The organism is Stenotrophomonas maltophilia (genome assembly GCF_025642255.1).
Taxonomy (GTDB): Bacteria; Pseudomonadota; Gammaproteobacteria; order Xanthomonadales; family Xanthomonadaceae; genus Stenotrophomonas; species Stenotrophomonas maltophilia_P.
On sequence record NZ_CP106759.1, the window covers coordinates 2745288 to 2762186 of the forward strand.

Annotated in this window: 16 protein-coding genes; 4 read left to right on the forward strand and 12 right to left on the reverse strand. The window is 66.9% G+C overall.

Annotation, left to right across the window (positions count from 1 at the left end; genetic code table 11):
- Positions 1-20: 20 nt before the first annotated feature.
- The 11 genes from N8888_RS12640 to N8888_RS12690 all read right to left on the reverse strand — a co-directional run bounded on the left by N8888_RS12640 (position 21) and on the right by N8888_RS12690 (position 11325).
- Complete coding sequence (locus N8888_RS12640; RefSeq protein ID WP_263175108.1) at positions 21-1292, reverse strand: glutamate-5-semialdehyde dehydrogenase; 1272 nt, start codon at positions 1290-1292, stop codon at positions 21-23.
- Positions 1289-2446: a glutamate 5-kinase gene (gene proB, locus N8888_RS12645; RefSeq protein WP_053519697.1), complete on the reverse strand. Its 1158-nt coding sequence runs from the start codon at positions 2444-2446 to the stop codon at positions 1289-1291. The genes N8888_RS12640 and proB overlap by 4 nt, the downstream gene beginning before the upstream one ends.
- Before the next feature lie 10 nt (positions 2447-2456).
- A complete protein-coding gene (locus tag N8888_RS12650) occupies positions 2457-2720 on the reverse strand; it encodes a YciI family protein (RefSeq protein ID WP_065181936.1) in 264 nt (87 codons plus the stop codon).
- On the reverse strand, positions 2720-4015 hold the full coding sequence (gene argH / locus N8888_RS12655; RefSeq protein ID WP_263175110.1) for an argininosuccinate lyase: 1296 nt from the start codon (positions 4013-4015) through the stop codon (positions 2720-2722). Before argH ends, N8888_RS12650 begins: the two co-directional genes overlap by 1 nt.
- A 19-nt stretch (positions 4016-4034) precedes the next feature.
- On the reverse strand, positions 4035-4988 hold the full coding sequence (gene argC, locus N8888_RS12660) for an N-acetyl-gamma-glutamyl-phosphate reductase (RefSeq protein WP_053519694.1): 954 nt from the start codon (positions 4986-4988) through the stop codon (positions 4035-4037).
- Positions 4985-5587 carry a GNAT family N-acetyltransferase gene (locus tag N8888_RS12665; RefSeq protein WP_263175112.1) on the reverse strand — a complete coding sequence of 201 codons (603 nt, stop codon included), beginning with the start codon at positions 5585-5587 and terminating at the stop codon, positions 4985-4987. Before N8888_RS12665 ends, argC begins: the two co-directional genes overlap by 4 nt.
- 3 nt (positions 5588-5590) lie before the next feature.
- Complete coding sequence (locus tag N8888_RS12670) at positions 5591-6919, reverse strand: acetylglutamate kinase (RefSeq protein WP_053519692.1); 1329 nt, start codon at positions 6917-6919, stop codon at positions 5591-5593.
- A gap of 75 nt (positions 6920-6994) precedes the next feature.
- A complete protein-coding gene (locus N8888_RS12675) occupies positions 6995-8083 on the reverse strand; it encodes an acetylornithine deacetylase (protein WP_053519691.1) in 1089 nt (362 codons plus the stop codon).
- A gap of 85 nt (positions 8084-8168) precedes the next feature.
- Entirely contained in the window at positions 8169-9365 is a 1197-nt protein-coding gene (locus N8888_RS12680; RefSeq protein WP_053519690.1) for an argininosuccinate synthase, read from the reverse strand.
- Between the two features lie 60 nt (positions 9366-9425).
- Positions 9426-10436, reverse strand: coding sequence for an N-acetylornithine carbamoyltransferase (locus tag N8888_RS12685; RefSeq protein WP_053519689.1), 1011 nt, complete (start codon positions 10434-10436; stop codon positions 9426-9428).
- A 319-nt stretch (positions 10437-10755) separates the two neighbouring features.
- Positions 10756-11325, reverse strand: a complete 570-nt coding sequence (locus N8888_RS12690; protein ID WP_197600315.1) for a glycine zipper 2TM domain-containing protein — start codon at positions 11323-11325, stop codon at positions 10756-10758.
- A gap of 187 nt (positions 11326-11512) precedes the next feature.
- Between N8888_RS12690 and cysS the strand changes: the two genes are divergently transcribed.
- The 3 genes from cysS to N8888_RS12705 are packed head-to-tail and all read left to right on the forward strand — an operon-like array spanning position 11513 to position 14621.
- Complete coding sequence (gene cysS, locus N8888_RS12695) at positions 11513-12889, forward strand: cysteine--tRNA ligase (RefSeq protein ID WP_065181932.1); 1377 nt, start codon at positions 11513-11515, stop codon at positions 12887-12889.
- A gap of 35 nt (positions 12890-12924) precedes the next feature.
- Positions 12925-13377 (forward strand): SufE family protein, encoded by a 453-nt coding sequence (locus N8888_RS12700; protein ID WP_053519686.1) that lies wholly within the window; start codon positions 12925-12927, stop codon positions 13375-13377.
- Positions 13374-14621, forward strand: coding sequence for an MFS transporter (locus N8888_RS12705; RefSeq protein ID WP_180875549.1), 1248 nt, complete (start codon positions 13374-13376; stop codon positions 14619-14621). The genes N8888_RS12700 and N8888_RS12705 overlap by 4 nt, the downstream gene beginning before the upstream one ends.
- A gap of 534 nt (positions 14622-15155) precedes the next feature.
- On the opposite strand, the gene dksA is transcribed toward N8888_RS12705, so the two are convergent.
- A complete protein-coding gene (gene dksA, locus N8888_RS12710; protein ID WP_263175120.1) occupies positions 15156-16373 on the reverse strand; it encodes an RNA polymerase-binding protein DksA in 1218 nt (405 codons plus the stop codon).
- Between the two features lie 271 nt (positions 16374-16644).
- Here dksA and yidD point away from each other — a divergent pair, with 271 nt between their 5' ends.
- On the forward strand, positions 16645-16899 hold the full coding sequence (gene yidD, locus N8888_RS12715; protein ID WP_053519683.1) for a membrane protein insertion efficiency factor YidD: 255 nt from the start codon (positions 16645-16647) through the stop codon (positions 16897-16899).

Here is a 16899-nt window from a genome sequence, read left to right on the forward strand (position 1 = left end):
CAGGCCTGGCGGCTGCCGGGTCAGACCCGCGTCTGACCCTCGCCGCGGACCACGAAGCGCTCGACCGTCAGTGCCTCCAGCCCCATCGGACCATAGGCATGCAGGCGCGTGGTGGAGATGCCGATCTCGCTGCCCAGCCCAAGCTGGCCGCCGTCCGAAAAGCGCGAGGACGCGTTGACCATCACCACCGCCGAGCGCAGCGCATTGACGAACCGCTCGGCATTGACGGCATCGGTGGTCGCGATCACTTCGGTGTGATCGGAGGTGTAGCGGCGGATATGCGCGATTGCCGCATCGAGATCATCGACGACGCGCACGGCCAACACCAGATCGAGGAATTCGGCTGCGTAGTCCTCGTCGGTCGCCTCGGTGCTGCCCGGCAGCAACGGACGCGCGTGGGCATCCGCACGCAGTTGTACGCCCCGTTCGCCAAGCGACTGCGCCACGCGCGGCAGGAACTCCGCCGCCACGCGCCGATGCACCAGCAGCGTCTCCAGTGAATTGCATGCGGCCGGCCGGCTGCACTTGCCATCGACCAGCAGGCCGACGGCCTGGTCGAGATCGGCGCTGGCGTCCACGAACAGATGGCAGACGCCCTTGTAGTGCTTGATCACCGGCACGCGCGCGTGTTCGGCGACAAAGCGGATCAGGCCTTCGCCGCCCCGCGGAATCGCCAGGTCGATCAGCTCGTGCAGCTGCAGCAGCTCCAGCATCGCCTCACGCCGCAGGTCGGTCAGTACAGTCACCGCTGCGGGGGGAACACCGTTGGCCTGCAACGCACCGGCCAATGCCTGGGCAATGGCGGTATTGGAATGGATCGCCTCGGAGCCACCACGCAGGATCACGCCGTTGCCTGCCTTCAGGCACAGTGCGGCCGCTTCGGCGGTCACGTTCGGGCGCGCCTCGTAGATCATCGCGATCACGCCCAGCGGCACCCGCACTTTCTGCACGCGGATGCCATTGGGGCGGACGTCGTTGCGGGTCACCTGCCCGACCGGATCGGGCAACGCGGCAACCTCACGCACCGCGTCGGCCATCGCCAGCAGACGCGGCGGGTCCAGTGCCAGCCGGTCCAGCATGGCACTGCCGACGCCCTTATCGCGCGCGGCGGCCAGGTCGCGCGCATTGCCGGCCAGGATCTGGCCGGCATTCACTTCCAGTGCCTGTGCCATGGCCTGCAGCAGCGCGCGACGCGCTTCGCTGTCGAGGCCTGCAACCGCCTGGGCCGCGTCACGGCAGGCGCGTGCCTGTGCTTGGATGTCACTCATCGGGGTGTCCTGCGGTCCGGTCATGGCAGCACCAGATCGTCACGATGGACGACGCTGCCCCCATAGTTGTAGCCCAGTACGGCCTGGATGTCGCGCGAATGGCGGCCAGCGATGCGGCGCACGTCGTCAGCCGCGTACTGGCTGACACCACGGGCAACGCAGACCCGCCCTTCGGCGGTGTTCCAGCACACCTGCACCATGTCGCCCCGGCGGAAATCACCGTCGGCACCGGTGATGCCACCGGGCAGCAGCGAGGCGCCCTTCTCACGCATCGCCTGCGCCGCGCCCGCGTCGATCACGATCGCGCCATCGGCCAGGGGGGCATGGCGCAGCCAGTGCTTGCGCGCCGCCTCACGGCTGCGTGCGGCATGGATCCGGGTGCCGAACAGGCGATCCTGCGCCAGCGCGCGCACCACCTCGCCGCTGCGGCCGTTGAACAGATAGGTTTCGATACCCAGCCGGCCGGCCTTGGCTGCGGCCTCCAGCTTGGTACGCATGCCCCCGGTGCCCGCGCGCGAGCCGGCGCCGCCGGCCATCGCCAGCACGTCCGGGCCCAGTTCCGGCACATCGTGCAGCGGCCGTGCGTCGGCCACGGTGCGCGGATCGGCGCTGTACAGGCCATCGATGTCGGTGGCGATGAACAAAGCGTCGGCATCGACCAGCGCCGCCACGGTCGCGGCCAGGTTGTCGTTGTCGCCGAGCTTGAGTTCATCCACCGAGACGGTGTCGTTCTCGTTCACCACCGGCAGCGCACCCAGCCGCAGCAGTTCGGTGAGGGTGGCGCGGGCGTTGAGGTAGCGGCGGCGGTTGCGCAGATCGTCGTGGGTCAGCAGCACCTGCGCGACCGGGCGCTCGAAGAAGCGCTGCCACAGGCCGATCAGCTGCGCCTGGCCAAGCGCAGCCAGTGCCTGCCGCGCGGCCATCGCAGCGCCCGGCGCATCGGCACGCGGCAGGATCGCGCGGCCGGCGGCGACCGCGCCGGACGAGACGATCACCACTTCGCGGCCAGCCAGCACATTGGCCGAGACGAACTGGGCCAGGCCAAGCGCGTGGCGTGGCGACAGGCCGCCTCCATCGGCAGCGAGCAGGCTGCTGCCCACCTTCAGTACGGCACGTCGCCATGGCGGCAGCGCCTGTTCGGGAAACGGCGAAGCGACGGGGGCGGCGTGCGGGGTCATGGCCGGGCTCTCAGCGGGTATTCCATTCGTGCACGGTCAGCTCGGAGGCCTGCATCGTCACCAGCGGATCCGTGGCGACGATGGCCTGCGCCTGTGCGAGGCTCTCCACGTTGCACAGCACGTAGGCACCGCCGCTGCCGTCGGCGAAACCACCGGTGAGCTGCAGCTGGCCCTGCGCACGCAGTCCATCGAGGAAATCCAGATGCGGCTGCACAGCGGCGGCACTGAAGCCGGGCCGGCGCATGGCCAGGACCAGATAGACGGTGCCCGCCATCAGGAAAGCGCCTGCCAGCGCGCGCGCAGCTCATCCAGGCGCAGGTCCGATGCCGAACCCGGCGAGACACGCGCGGCCAGGCTGCCCTCCGGCGTGCGTCCCTGCCCTGCGCTCTCGGCACCTGCCGCGGCGGCCTTGTAGGCGTCGCGGAACGGCACGCCGGCCACGGCGGCCTCGACCGCGACGTCGGTGGCATACATGCCGGAGTCGATCGCCGCGCGCAGCCTGTCCTCGCGCCATTCCAGATTGGCCAGCAGCGCCGGCAGCAGTTCCAGCGCGGCCAGGCCGCGACCGAAACCATGGAAGATGGCCCCCTTGGACGATTGCAGATCACGATGGTAGCCGGACGGCAGCGACAGCAGCTGTTCGATTTCGGTGCGCGCCGCAGCAACGCTGGCATGGGTGGCACGCATCAGTTCGATCACATCGGGGTTGCGCTTGTTCGGCATGATCGAGCTGCCGGTGGTGTACTGCGCCGGCAGTGCGACGAAGCCGAATTCGGCGCTGGTGAACAGCGACAGGTCCCAGGCGATGCGACGCAGGTCCAGGGTAGCGCCACCCAGCGCCTCCAGGGCGGCCAGCTCGAACTTGCCGCGCGACAGCTGTGCATAGATCGGTGATACCTGCATGCGCGCGAAACCAAGCGCGGCCGTGGTGTGTTCACGGTCCAGCGGCAGGTTCACGCCATACCCGGCGGCGGTACCCAGCGGGTTGGCATCGACCAGCGCATGGGTGTCACGTGCACGGATGGCATTGTCGATGAAGGCTTCCGCCCAGCCGGCCCACCACATGCCCGCCGAGGACACGACGGCTCGCTGGATGTGCGTATAGCCCGGCACCGGCAGGTCCTTTTCCGCCTGAGCGCGGTCGAGCGCGACCTTGGCCACCTCGGCGCTGAGCTGGGCGACGCGCTGCAGCTTTTCCTTCAGCCACAGGCGCGTGGCGACCAGGATCTGGTCATTGCGGCTGCGACCGGTGTGGATCTTGCGGCCGGCATCACCCAACCGCTCGGTCAGGCGCGCTTCGATCGCCGAGTGACCGTCTTCATAGCGCGTATCCAGCACGAAACGGCCTGCGCGGAAGTCGTCTGCCAGCACCTCCAGCTCGCGCAGCAGGCCCTCCAGCTCGCTGGCGGCGAGGATGCCGATGTGCTGCAGGCCCTGTGCATGCGCGGCGCTGGCCGCGATGTCATGCAGGAAGAACTCACGGTCGAGGATCACGTCATCGCCGGCGAGGAAGGTCTGGATCTGGGCGTCGACAGCGACGCCGGGTTTCTGCCAAAGAAGGTCTGCCATGGGGGCTCCGGATGCGGGTTCAGTGCGGGATCGACGTCAGTTCGTCGATGCCCAGCGCAAGGTTGAGATTCTGCATGGCCTGGGTGGCCGCGCCCTTCAGCAGGTTGTCCAGCGTCGCCACCACCACCACCCGCTTGCCACCCGGGGCCAGGGTGAAGCCACCGATCTGGGCACCGTGGCGGCCGGCGATGCGGCTGACCCACGGCGCGTCATCCACCACCTCGATGAGTGCTTCGCCGGCATAGGCCTGCTGGAAACGCTCGACGATCTGCTCGCGCGTCTGTGCGCGGTTCAACCACAGATTGGCGGTCAGGGTGATGCCGCGGAAATGGGGCGCCACATGCGGCATGAACTCCACTGCCACCCCCAGCTGCACCGACACCTCGCGCTCGTGCACGTGGTTGGTCAGCGCGTACGGCATCAGGTTGTCGGCCAGCAGCTCGACGTTGTTCTTGTCGGAGGGCGTGGTGCCCGCACCGGAGTAGCCGGACACGCCGAAGCACTGCGGGGGCCCGGCCAGCAGGTCCAGCAGCGGATGGATCGCCAGCTGCATCGCGGTGGCGTAGCAGCCAGGATTGCTGATGTGCTTCTGCCCGGTGTAGCGACCCCGGGTCAGCTCCGGCAGACCGTAGTACCAGCTGTGGTCGAAGCGGTAATCGGCCGACAGGTCCACGATCACCGTATCGGGCCGGGCGCTTTCAAGCGCGGCCACGAACGGTGCGGCCAGGCCATTGGGCAGCGCCAGGATCACCGCGTCCACGCCCTTGGCCGCCACCGCGTCGGCGTCGAGGTTCTCGTAGCGCAGATCACCCTGCACTTCCGGGTGATGGTCAGACAGGCGCTGCCCTGCACGTTCGCGCGAGGATACGAACGCCAGGCGCAGGCGCGGATGCGCGGCAACGAGCTTGATCAGTTCGGCACCGGTATGGCCGCGGGCACCGATGATGCCCAGGGAGAAAATCGAATCGTTCATGCGTGGCTGTCCAGACGGTACTGCAGTTGGCGCTTCACGCCCTGCCATTCCGCATCGATGATGGAAAAGATGACGGTGTCGCGCGGCGTGCCGTCGGCATGCCGCTTGTGGTTGCGCAGCACGCCATCCTGCTTGGCCCCCAGGCGGGCGATGGCGGTGCGCGAGGTGGTGTTGAACCAGCTGGTTTCCAGCACCACGCTGATGCAGCCCATGACTTCGAAGGCATGCTGCAGCAGCAACAGCTTGGCCTCGGTATTGGCACCGGTACGCTGCGCGCGCGGTGCATACCAGGTATAGCCGAGACTGAGCCTGGGCACGGCGGCATCGAGGTCATAGAAGCGGGTGCTGCCGACGATGTCGCCAGCGGCATCACGGATGACGAAGGGCAGCACCCTGCCCTCCGCCTGCGCCTGCAGTGCGGCCTGTACGTAGGCGCCTGCCTGTGCCGGCGCCGGCACCTGGGTGTACCAGAGCCGGTCCAGTCCGCTGCCTTCCAGCGCGGCACGCAGGCCGTCCACGTGTCCCTGCTGCAAGGGCTGCAGCGTCACATGCTGGCCGCGCAGGGTCGGCACCGTCGCCCAGGTGTCGGTGACGGTCATCGTTCAGCCCTGCAGGCTCGGTGCGCGTGCAGCGCAGTGATCGACATAGGTGCGGATGCGGTCGATGCCATCGGCACCGAACCAGAACACCTTCCACTGGTCCTGCTTGTAGCAGCCGTCGGATTCGGCGTAGTAGAAGTGGTTGATCGGATTGCCGTGACGCGAGCGCCAGAACAGCTGAGGCGTTTCCTCCAGCATCACGTTCCAGACCGCACGCCCCAGGCCCTCGCCCTGCGCATCATCGAGCACGGCGAACTTGTCCAGATAGACACCTTCGGCCTCGTTGGTCAGGATGACGGCCGTCCGATAGTTCTCGCTGACGTACGCGCGCAGCAGCCTGGTCTTCTGGAAGTAGTCCGGCACCAGGGTGCGGCCGAAGCTGGATTCGATCAGGCCCTTCAGGCGTGGCAGATCCAACTCGTCCCACGTGGCCGCACGCAGCACCTTCTCGCCCTTGCGCACCAGCGTGCCTGAGCCCTTGTGGGTGAACAGTTCCTTGGCCAGATCGGCCGGGCGGGTGATCGACACCGACGATTCCAGCGGCAAGCGATCGAGCAGATCCTTGATCTGTTCGATCTTGACCTTCATGCCGCCGTGGATCCACGGCTGTGCGATCAGGTGGTCGTACTCGGTGGACAGGTTGATTGAATCGATGACGTTGCCCGCCTCGTCCAGCAGGCCACCGGTACCGGTCAGGAAGATGATCTTGTACGGCTGCAGTTCCTGCACCAGTTCGTTGGCGGCAAAGTCGGCATTGACGTTCAGGATCTGTCCGCCGGCGGTCTCACCCAGGCTGGTGATGACCGGGATCGATCCGGCGCGCAGGCTGGCTTCGATCGGCGCCAGGTTGACCTTCTTCACTTCACCGACCAGGCCGTAGGTGTCCACGTCCAGGTACTCGGCCTCGAACACGCCACCGGTGATCGAGGTGGCACGCGCTCCATTCTGCTGCAGGGCTTCGACCAGGCGCAGGTTGGATTGCTGGAACACCCGGCGCACGATCGCCAGTGCTTCCGGCGAGGTCACGCGCAGGCCGTTGACGGTCTGCTTCTCGATGCCAGCAGCGGACAGCTCGGCGTCCAGCTGAGGGCCGGCACCGTGCAGCACGATCGGGGTCAGCCCGACTTCCTGCAGGAAGGACAGCGAGGAGGTCAGCGCTTCAAGATCGTCGCGCAGCACGGCGCCACCGACCTTGACCACGGCGAAGCGCTTGGCGTCCAGCTGCGAGAAGCGCTTGAGGTACTGGCTGATCTCCTTCGCGCTGGCCATGCTGGACAGCAGGCGCACGATGGTCTGGCGGGTCTGGCGGTGGGGCTGGAGGGCAGGAGACATTTCGGTTTCGTCACGGGCGGCGGTCGCCGCGTTGCAGTTCCACCATGCCGGGGCGTGGCGGCGTTGTGGGGTTGATCAGGCGCCGGCGCCGATGATGCGGTGCACGGCGTCGGTATAGCGTTGCAGCTGCTCCAGCGTCACGAACTCATCGGCCGTGTGGGCCTGGGCAATGTCGCCGGGGCCGAACACCAGCGTGGTATAGCCTGCCGCGGAGAACAGCGAGGCCTCGGTCCAGAAGTCCACCGCGTTGCCGATCGGCAGCTCCAGCGCATCGGCCACGTCACGCGCCAGCAGACGGCGGTTCTCGGCTTCGGCGATGTCACCGGCCGGGAGGCTGGGGCCACGGAAGGTTTCGGTGAACAGCGCGGCTTCCGGTTCGGCAAGACCCGCGAAGGTCGCCAGCAGCGCATCGATGTCCATCGAGGGCAAGGGGCGGAAGCCGAAACGCACTTCGGCTGCCGGTGCGATCATGTTGGCCTTGATCCCGCCTTCGACGCGCCCGATGTTGAAACGCAGGCCGGTCAGGCCACCGAAGCGTGCAGATGCAAGGGAATCCACATGATCCAGGGCCCGATTGCCCCAGCGCATCGCCTGGTGCAGCGCACTGGCGGCGGCATCCTGCCTGCCGGACGCATGGCCCGCACGGCCGGCGAACTGCATCAGCACCGAGCTGATGCCACGGTGCGCGAGCACGGCCTCGCTCATGGTCGGCTCGGCCACCAGCACCGCGTCATAGGCAATGCCACGGGCCAGGAACGCGGCGATGCAGCGTGGATCGTTGGCTTCCTCGTCGCTGGAGAACAGGAACGCGGCGTCGCCATCACTGGCATTGGCCGCAGCCACCAGCGCCGCCGCAGCGCCCTTGATGTCACACACGCCCAGGCCGACCACACGATCGTCCAGGCGGCGCATCACGTGCGGGTCGGCAGTCCAGTGTGGCGAATCCGGCACCGTGTCCAGATGCACGTTGAACAGGTACTTCGGTGTGCCGCGCACGGCATACAGGCTGACCGCACCGGCCCCGTGATCGATCACTTCAACGGTGAAACCCGGCAGGTTGGCGCGCAGGTAATCGAAGATGCCAGCGGTGCTGATCGCGCGCGGCGGGTTGCGGGTGTCGAAGGACACCAGGGCCTGCAGGTGATCGAGTGTCTGTTCAAGCATGAATCAACAGTTCCTGTGAAATTCCGCCGGGCATGGCCCGGCGCTACCGTATCGCCTCTGCTGGAGCGCCCCAGCGCAATCGCGGTCAACCGCGATTGACCTGCGCGTACAGCGTGGAGCTCATGCCGAACAGCTTGATGAAGCCTTCCGCCTCTTCCACGCCCCAGTCGGCCGACTGCGCATAGGTGGCGCCCTTGGTGTTGAGCAGATGCGGCGACTTCACCGCCACCGCGTCCACGCGCCCGCCACGGGTCTCCAGTACCACTTCGCCGTTGACCTTGGCCTGCGAGGACTTCAGGAACGCTTCGATGTCGGTCTTCAGCGGGTCGTGATAGAAGCCTTCGTAGACCAGCTCCACCCACTTGCGCGCCACGTCCGGCTTGAAGCGGTTCTGCTGCTTGGTCAACACCGCGTCTTCCAGCGCGCGGTGGGCGGCCAGCAGCGAAACCAGGCCCGGGGCCTCGAACACGATGCGGCCCTTCAGGCCGATCACGGTGTCGCCGGTGTACACGCCACGGCCCACGCCGTAGGGAGCGAACAGCTTGTTGAGCTGGGCCAGGATCTGGTCGCCCGGCAATGCCTTGCCGTCGAGCTCGACCGCTTCGCCCTCGACGAACTTCAGGGTGACGGTCAGCGCCTGTTCCGGCCATTCACTGCGCGGCGAGCACCAGCCACGTGCGCCCTCGCCCGGAGCTTCCCAGCGGTCGATCTCGCCACCGGACATGGTCACGCCCAGCAGGTTCTCATTGATGGTGTAGGCCTGCTGCTTGGCGCGCACGCCGAAACCACGCTCTTCCAGGTACTTCTGCTCGTAGGCGCGGGTCTGGGTGTGCTCCTTCTGGATCTCGCGGATCGGCGCGATGATCTGGTAGTCGCCCAGCGCCTTCACCGCCAGATCGAAGCGGACCTGGTCGTTGCCCATGCCGGTGCATCCGTGGGCGATGATGTTGGTGCCCAGCTCGGCGGCACGCTTCAGCGCGGCATCGACGATCAGGTAGCGGTCCGAGACCAGCAGCGGGTACTGGCCCTGGTAGCCCTCGCCCGCCCACACGAACGGCTTGACGAAGCCCTCCCAGATGGCCGGGCCACCGTTGACGGTGACATGGCTGGTCACGCCCAGCTCGGCGGCACGCTTCTCGATGAAATCACGCTCTTCATCATCCACGCCGCCGGTGTCGGCGAACACGGTATGCACGTTGTAGCCGCGCTCCTGCAGGTACGGCACGCAGAAGCTGGTATCGAGGCCACCGGAGAAGGCGAGGACGACGTCTTTGTTGCTCATGGGGGGTAATGTCCTGGTAGCGCCGGGCCATGCCCGGCGGGGTTTTTGAATGGGAAAGAATCAGCGCCCGGCAACCGCCGCCATGATCGCCTTCTGTACGTGCAGGCGGTTCTCGGCCTCGTTGATGGCGATGCACTGCGGCGAGTCCATCACCGCGTCGGTCGCCTTCACGTTGCGACGCAGCGGCAGGCAGTGGCTGAAGACACCGTTGTTGGTCAGTGCCATCTTGCGTTCGTCGACGATGAAGTGCTTGAACTGGTCGCGGATCGGCTTTTCCGGCTCCCAGTTGCCGAAGAACGGCAGCGCGCCCCAGCTCTTGGCGTAGACCACATCGGCACCGGCGTAGGCGCTGTCGATGTCATGGCTGATCTTCAGCGAACCGCCGCTCTCGGCCACGTTCTGCTCGGCCCAGCCCATGTAGCGGTCGTCGAGAATGTAGTCGGCGGTCGGGCACAGCAGGGTCACGTCCATGCCCATGCGGGTGGCGATGGTCAGCGCCGAGTTGGCCACGGCGGTATTCAGCGGCTTGGGATGATAGGTCCAGGTCAGCACGTACTTCTTGCCGCGCAGGTCCTGGGTGCCGAAGTGCTCCTGCAGCGCCATCACGTGAGCCAGTTCCTGGCACGGGTGGGTGATGGTCTCCATGTTGATCACCGGCACCGGCGAATACCTGGCGAAGCTGTTGAGCACGATGTCCTGGCGGTCATAGGCCCAGTCCACGAACTTCGGGAACGCGCGCACGGCGATGATGTCGCAGTAGCGGCCCAGCACCTTGGCCACTTCGGCGATATGTTCTTCGGTATCGCCGTCCATCACCGTACCGAGGTTGAACTCGATCGGCCACGCATCCTTGCCCGGTTGCAGCACCACCGCGTGGGCACCCAGCTGGAACGCGCCCAGCTCGAAGCTGGTGCGGGTGCGCATCGACGGATTGAAGAACACCAGCGCGATCGACTTGCCCTTGAGCTGGTCGCCGAGCTTGTTGCGCTTGAACAGCGCTGCCTGGGTCAGCAGCGCATCAAGCTCGCTGCGGCTCCAGTCCTGGGTGTTCAGGAAGTGCTTGGGGGACATCATCTTTCCTTGCGTGGCGGCGTCAGGTTCGACGCGGTGGAAGGGAAATGCGGAAACCAAAGGTGGGGTGAAATCGTTGCAGTTGAAGCTTTCAGGAAGCGGAAACGAAAAAACCCAGCCGGCGGGCTGGGTTTCTATCGGACGAACAGCAAAAAGCTCCGGTTACCCAGCGAGAATGTGGGGTTCCGGTCGACGGGCACGCGAGGTCATACCCGACGCCTGTCGGGCTGCGCTGCTGTCGTGCTGGAAGTCGGTGAGCTTCATGGCCGGGCATCTTTGCACGCGGCCGGCGCCGGCGCAAGGGGCCGGCGTCCCAGAATCAGGGATTGCTGGCGGTGCCCTGCTCCGGGCCGACCCAGGGCGTGATCGAGACCCGGACCTTGAGCCGGTTGCCAGGGTCTTCCGGCAGGCGCGAGCGGTACTTGGTGCCCCTGTAGACGTAATCCACGTCGTAGGCGATGGGCCGACGGAACTCGCGCCCGACGGGAACGATCCGGCAGTCGCGGGTCAGCATCGGCCCGTTGTTGGTGGGACCGGTGGGCGCGGCCGGCGCCTCGGCTGCGGTCTCGTCCACCGCCTCCTCGTCGCTGCGCTTGAACATCGAGCGCACCGAGTCCCAGAAGCGGCTGATCCGGCCCTTGTCCTCCGTCGGCTCCTCGCCGGTGACATTCACCGGGGCCAGGGTCCGGGTCGACACCGGCTCGCAGTGCTCCTCGGTCCGGGTCGCGCGCAAGGTCTGGAACACCGGCTCGACGTTCAGCACCTGGGCGTAGTCGAACTTCACGTTCTCCACGATCACCACCCGGTTGCGGGGCTCCCCCTCCTGGGCCAGAGCCACGGCCGGCAACGCCGACAGCCAGGCCAGGGTCAGCAACGCGGTGGATTTCATTGGCGACGGGAGCAAGGACACGGCAATAGTGTAGGCAGTGACGAGCGCAAGGGGCTGAACATTACCCGTCCGCGCCGCTCCTGCCCACCCCACCTGGGTGGCCCCCGGGTCCACCGGTGGCAGGCGGTCGCCCCAAAGGGGGCCGACACGTTCTAAAATCGCAGGCTTGTCCCCCAGCCACACCCCCATGACCCTGCGCCTGCACAACAACCTGACACGCCAGCTCGAACCGTTCATTCCGCTCGACCCGGCCTGTCCGACCCTGTATGTGTGCGGCCCGACGGTCTACAACTACGTGCACATCGGCAATGCCCGTGGGCCGGTGGTGTTCGGCGTGCTGGCCGACCTGCTGCGGCGGCGTTTCGGCGCCCTGCGCTACGCCCGCAACATCACCGACGTGGATGACAAGATCAACACGGCCGCGCGCGAACAGGGGGTGCCGATCAGCACCATCACCGACCGTTTCGCCGCCGCCTACCGCGAGGACATGGCCGCGCTGGGCGTGGTGCCGCCGGACATCGAACCGGAAGTTACCGCGCACATGCCGCAGATCATCACCATGATCGAGCAGCTCATCGCCAACGGTCATGCCTATGCCGCCGAGGGCCACGTGCTGTTCGCCGTGGCCAGCTTCGATGGCTACGGCAAGCTCTCCCGCCGCGACCCGGAAGAAATGCTGGCCGGCGCCCGCGTCGATGTCGCGCCGTACAAGCGCGATCCAGGCGATTTCGTGCTGTGGAAGCCGTCCACCGACGACCTGCCGGGCTGGGCGTCGCCGTGGGGCCGTGGCCGCCCCGGCTGGCACATCGAATGCTCGGCGATGGCTGCCGCCCATCTGGGCGAGACCATCGACATCCATGCCGGTGGTGTCGACCTGCAGTTCCCGCATCACGAGAACGAAATCGCGCAGAGCGAATGCGCCCATGGCGGAAAGATCTTCGCCCGCTTCTGGCTGCACAACGGCATGCTCAATTTCGGCGGTGCCAAGATGAGCAAGTCGCTGGGCAACATCGAACGCGTGCACGACCTGGTGCGCCAGCACCCGCCGGAAGCGCTGCGCCTGGCCCTGCTGTCGGCCCACTACCGGCAGCCGCTGGACTGGTCCGACGCGCTGATCGAACAGTCGGTGCGCACGCTGGACCGCCTCTACGGCACCCTGCGCGAGCTCGCCGCGGTTCCGGCCGTGGCGGTGATCCCGGCCACGATCGAGGCAACCCTGGATGACGACCTCAACACGCCGCAGGCACTGGCCGAACTGGCGCGCATCGCCGCCGAAGCACGCCGCGCCATCGAGCCGGCCGAACAGGCGCGCCTGAAAGGCGAGCTGCTCGGTGCGGGTCTGGCGCTGGGCCTGCTGCAGGCCGACCCGGCGCAGTGGTTCGGCACCGTTGCCCACGATGATGGCGAGGATGCGCGCATCCAGGGCCTCATCGATGAACGCGCCGCCGCCAAGAAGGCGCGTGACTTCGCCCGCTCCGACGCCATCCGCGACCAGCTGGCCGCCGAAGGCATCGTGCTGGAAGACACCCCGCAGGGCGTGCGCTGGTCGCGCAAGCGCGGCTGATCCGCGCCCGCCACGCCCCCACCGAAGAGATTGCAGTGATCGACTCCCCGTTCCCGCTTGAACCCACCACCGCCGAGGCCCAGGCCGCCATCGCCGAGGAATTCGGCTTCTTCGGCGACTGGTCCGAGCGCTACCAGTACCTGATCGACCTCGGCCGCAAGCTGCCGGCCTTCCCCGAAGAGTGGAAGACCGAAGAACACCGCCTGCTCGGCTGCCAGTCGATGGTCTGGATCGTTCCGGAAGGCAATGCGCAGTCGCTGCGCTTCCACGCCATCAGTGATTCGGCGATCGTCTCCGGCCTGATCTTCCTGGCCCTGCGTGTCTATTCCGGGCGCTCGGCACAGGAAATCCTGGACACACAGCCGAGCTACATCCAGGACATCGGCCTGGCCCGCCATCTTTCGCCGACCCGCAGCAACGGCGTCGCAGCGATGCTGGCCTTCATCCGCGAGACGGCGCAGGCCCAGCTGCAGCGCGGACACCCGTGAGCGGGACCGCCCCGGCCGAAGACACGGCGCTGGGCCTGCTGGCCCGGCCGGGCTTCGCCAAGCTGCTGGCCTACCGCATCTTCGCCATGTTGTCCTACCAGGTGGTGGCCGTCACCGTCGGCTGGCACATCTACGAAGTTACCCGCAATCCGTTCTCGCTGGGCCTGATCGGTCTGGCCGAAGTGCTGCCGTTCTTCTGCGTGGCCCCGTTCGCCGGCTATCTGGTCGACCATCTACCGCGGCGCAAGCTGGGAATGGTCGCCTGCTCCGGCCTGATCGCCACCGCACTGGTACTGACCAGCGTCGCCATGGGCTGGCTGCCGTTCCACGGCGTATGGCCGATCTATGCGGCGATCGCACTGACCGGCATGGTCCGTGCCTTTCTTTCGCCGATCTACAATGCATTGTTCGCCCGCGTGCTGGCGCGCGAGCAGTTCGCACGCGGTGCGGGACTGGGCGCCGTGGTGTTCCAGGCCGGCATGGTGGTGGGTCCGGCGCTGGGCGGCGTACTGGTCGGCCTGGGAGGCAAGGGGCTGTCCTATGGCGTGGCGACGGCCTTCGCGCTGGTGGCAGTGGCCTGCCTGGCCACGCTGAAGGTGGAGGAACCGGTGCACAGCGGCCCCGCAGCACCGATCTTCCAGAGCATCGCCGAAGGTGCGCGCTTCGTGGTCGGCAACCGCATCATGGTCGGCGCGATGGCGCTGGACATGTTCTCGGTGCTGCTGGGCGGTGTGGTGGCAATGCTGCCCGCCTTCCTGCATGAGATCCTGCACCATGGACCCGAAGGGCTGGGCATCCTGCGCGCTGCGCCCGCTCTGGGCTCGATCGGCGTGGGCCTGTGGCTTGCCCGGCACCCCCTGCACCGCAACGCTGGCCGGGTGCTGTTGTCTGCGGTCGCGGGCTTCGGGCTGTGCGTGATCGGTTTCGGGCTGTCGCAGCACTTCTGGCTGTCGGCGCTGATCCTGCTGTTCTACGGCGCCTTCGATGGCGTGTCGGTGGTGGTCCGCTCGACCATCCTGCAGCTGGCGACGCCCGAGGAAATGCGTGGGCGGGTATCGTCGATCAACGGCATCTTCATCAGTTCGTCCAACGAACTGGGCGCCTTCTATGCCGGCACGATGGCACGACTGCTGGGCCTGGTACCGGCAGTGGTGCTGGGGGGCTTCGCGGTGCTGAGCGTGGCCGGCATCACGGCATGGAAGAACCCGACGCTGCGGAAGTTGAATCTTCGCGACCTGCAGTGAACCTGCAGAGCCGAGCCCATGCTCGGCTGCGCATTTCCGTGCGCCCACGCAGCGGTTGCGCCGGGCCGAGCCCGGCGGGCTTCTTCCGCGACCGCGGCGGGGTGTAACTTTCTTTGCTCGTGCAAAGAAAGTCACCAAAGAAACACGCCGCCATCCGCGAGCCGGCGCTGCGCGCCAGTGCCCTGCGGTGCTCGGCTCGCTACAAGGCGGACCCAACAGCCGCGAGCGCACGCATGACCGCTCCTGGTAGAGCCAAGCCATGCTTGGTTGCTTTTGCTTTTGCTATTCCTTGCCCTCCGGCTTCGGCCTGAGCCGAGCGTGGGCTCGGCTCTACATCGGCCGCGCACGCAGGGATGCGTCGAGAGCCTGTGGGTGGGGCCGGGCAGAACCGTCCGCGGCATGGATACCGCGGCCGAGCTTACACCCGCGGGCTCCACCGATACCCGGAAGGCGCTGCCCCACACAGCCAACGTGAACCCAACAAAAAACCCGGCCAAGGCCGGGTTTTCTGCATGACCAGACAACGATCGGGAATCAGTCGCCCTGCTGCTTCTGCAGGTGCTCCCAACGCTCCTGGGCGTCGATGGTGCGCTCGGCCGTGAGGCGGGCTTCCAGGCGCTCCAGACCGATCTCTTCACCCGTGTCCACGCAGTAGCCGTAATCACCGGCTTCCAGGCGCTTGAGCGTGCTGTCGATCTTGCCGATCAGCTTGCGGTAGCGGTCGCGGGTGCGCAGCTCCAGCGAGTTCTCGGTCTCACGGGTCGCACGCTCGGCCTCGTCGCCGATGTCACGCACTTCCTCGCGCAGATTCTCGATGGTCTGCTTGGACTCCTCCACCAGATCCGCGCGCCAGTTCTGCAGGCGCTGGCGGAAGTACTCCTGCTGCAGCGGGCTCATGTATTCCTCTTCCGACGACGGCTTGTAACCGGCCGGCAGGATCGGGCGGCCGGTGGCCTCGTCGGTCTTGTACTCGACGACCTTGTACTTGCTGCGCGGGGCCGGGGCGGCCGAGCGGGCGGCGACGGCCACGGCGACCTTGCCGACAGGGCGCGACACGGTCTTCGGAGCGGGATCGGATTTCACGGCGGTTTTGGCAGGCGATTTCGAAACGGGCACGGGATTCTTGGATTGCGGGGCGGTCGACGCGGAAGGTGCAGCGGCCGAGGCCGGCTTGGATGCCGGTTTGGCTGCAGCACCTGCCGCGGTCTTGGCCGGGACAGGCTTGGCCGGAGCCTGCGTTGCGGCAGGCTTCGGTGCGGACTTCACTACGGGGGCCGGTGCCGGCTTGGCAGCCGGCGTGGCGATATTCTTGGTGACCTTCTTTACAGCGGCAGGCTTGGCCGCCGGCTTGAGTGCCGCGGCCTTCTTTGCCGCTGGCGGTGCAACCGGCTTTTTCACCGCCGCCTTCGGCGCCGGCTTGGCTGCCGGCTTCTTCGCAGCCGGTTTGGCAGCAGCCTTCTTGACCGGCACCGCCTTGCTGGCGGCCTTTTTCACTGCCGGCGCCTTCTTGCTGGCAGCAGCAGGTTTGGCCTTGACCGGCGCAGCGGCCTTCTTGACGGCCGCTTTGCTTGCCTTGGCCGGCGTTTTTTTCGCGGTGGCCTTCCTGGCCGCCGGTTGCGAGGACGCTGCCTTGGTCGCCGGCTTGGCCGCCGGCTTCTTGACAACGGGCTTTGCCGCCAACTTCTTCACAACAGGCTTGGCGGTTTTCTTGGCGGCCTTTGCGGCCTTCTTTGCAGTTTTTTTAGCAGCCACGAAACGCTCTTCCTTGGATTCCCCGGGGCCCGGGAAAGCGGGCCTTTATAGCCTACCCGACCCGCAGCAGCAACCTCGACAGCCCCACTCCATTCAGTCCTGGAGTCAAGGCCCCCAAGGGCAGTCCGACGAACACGGACCGCCTCGCGCGGTACGGAACCTGGCCGGCACCCGAAGGTGCCGGTACCGGTCGCAGGCCATCGGCGACATGCGACCAACGGCCCATCCTGCACAAATGCGGCCTTCATGCCAACTGGCATAAGATGACTGGGTGATCTCGCGCCTGCTCATTGCCCTGCTGCGCTTCTACAAGCGCTTCATCAGCCCCCTGCTGGGGCCACGCTGCCGTTTCGTGCCCAGCTGTTCTGAATACGCGATGGAAGCCATCTCCCTGCATGGCCCGCTGCGCGGCAGCTGGCTGGCCGCGCGCCGGCTCGGCCGCTGCCACCCCTTCCACCCCGGCGGTGTCGACCTCGTGCCCGAACGCACCGACACCCCTTCATGCCGTTGCACAGGAAAACACTGA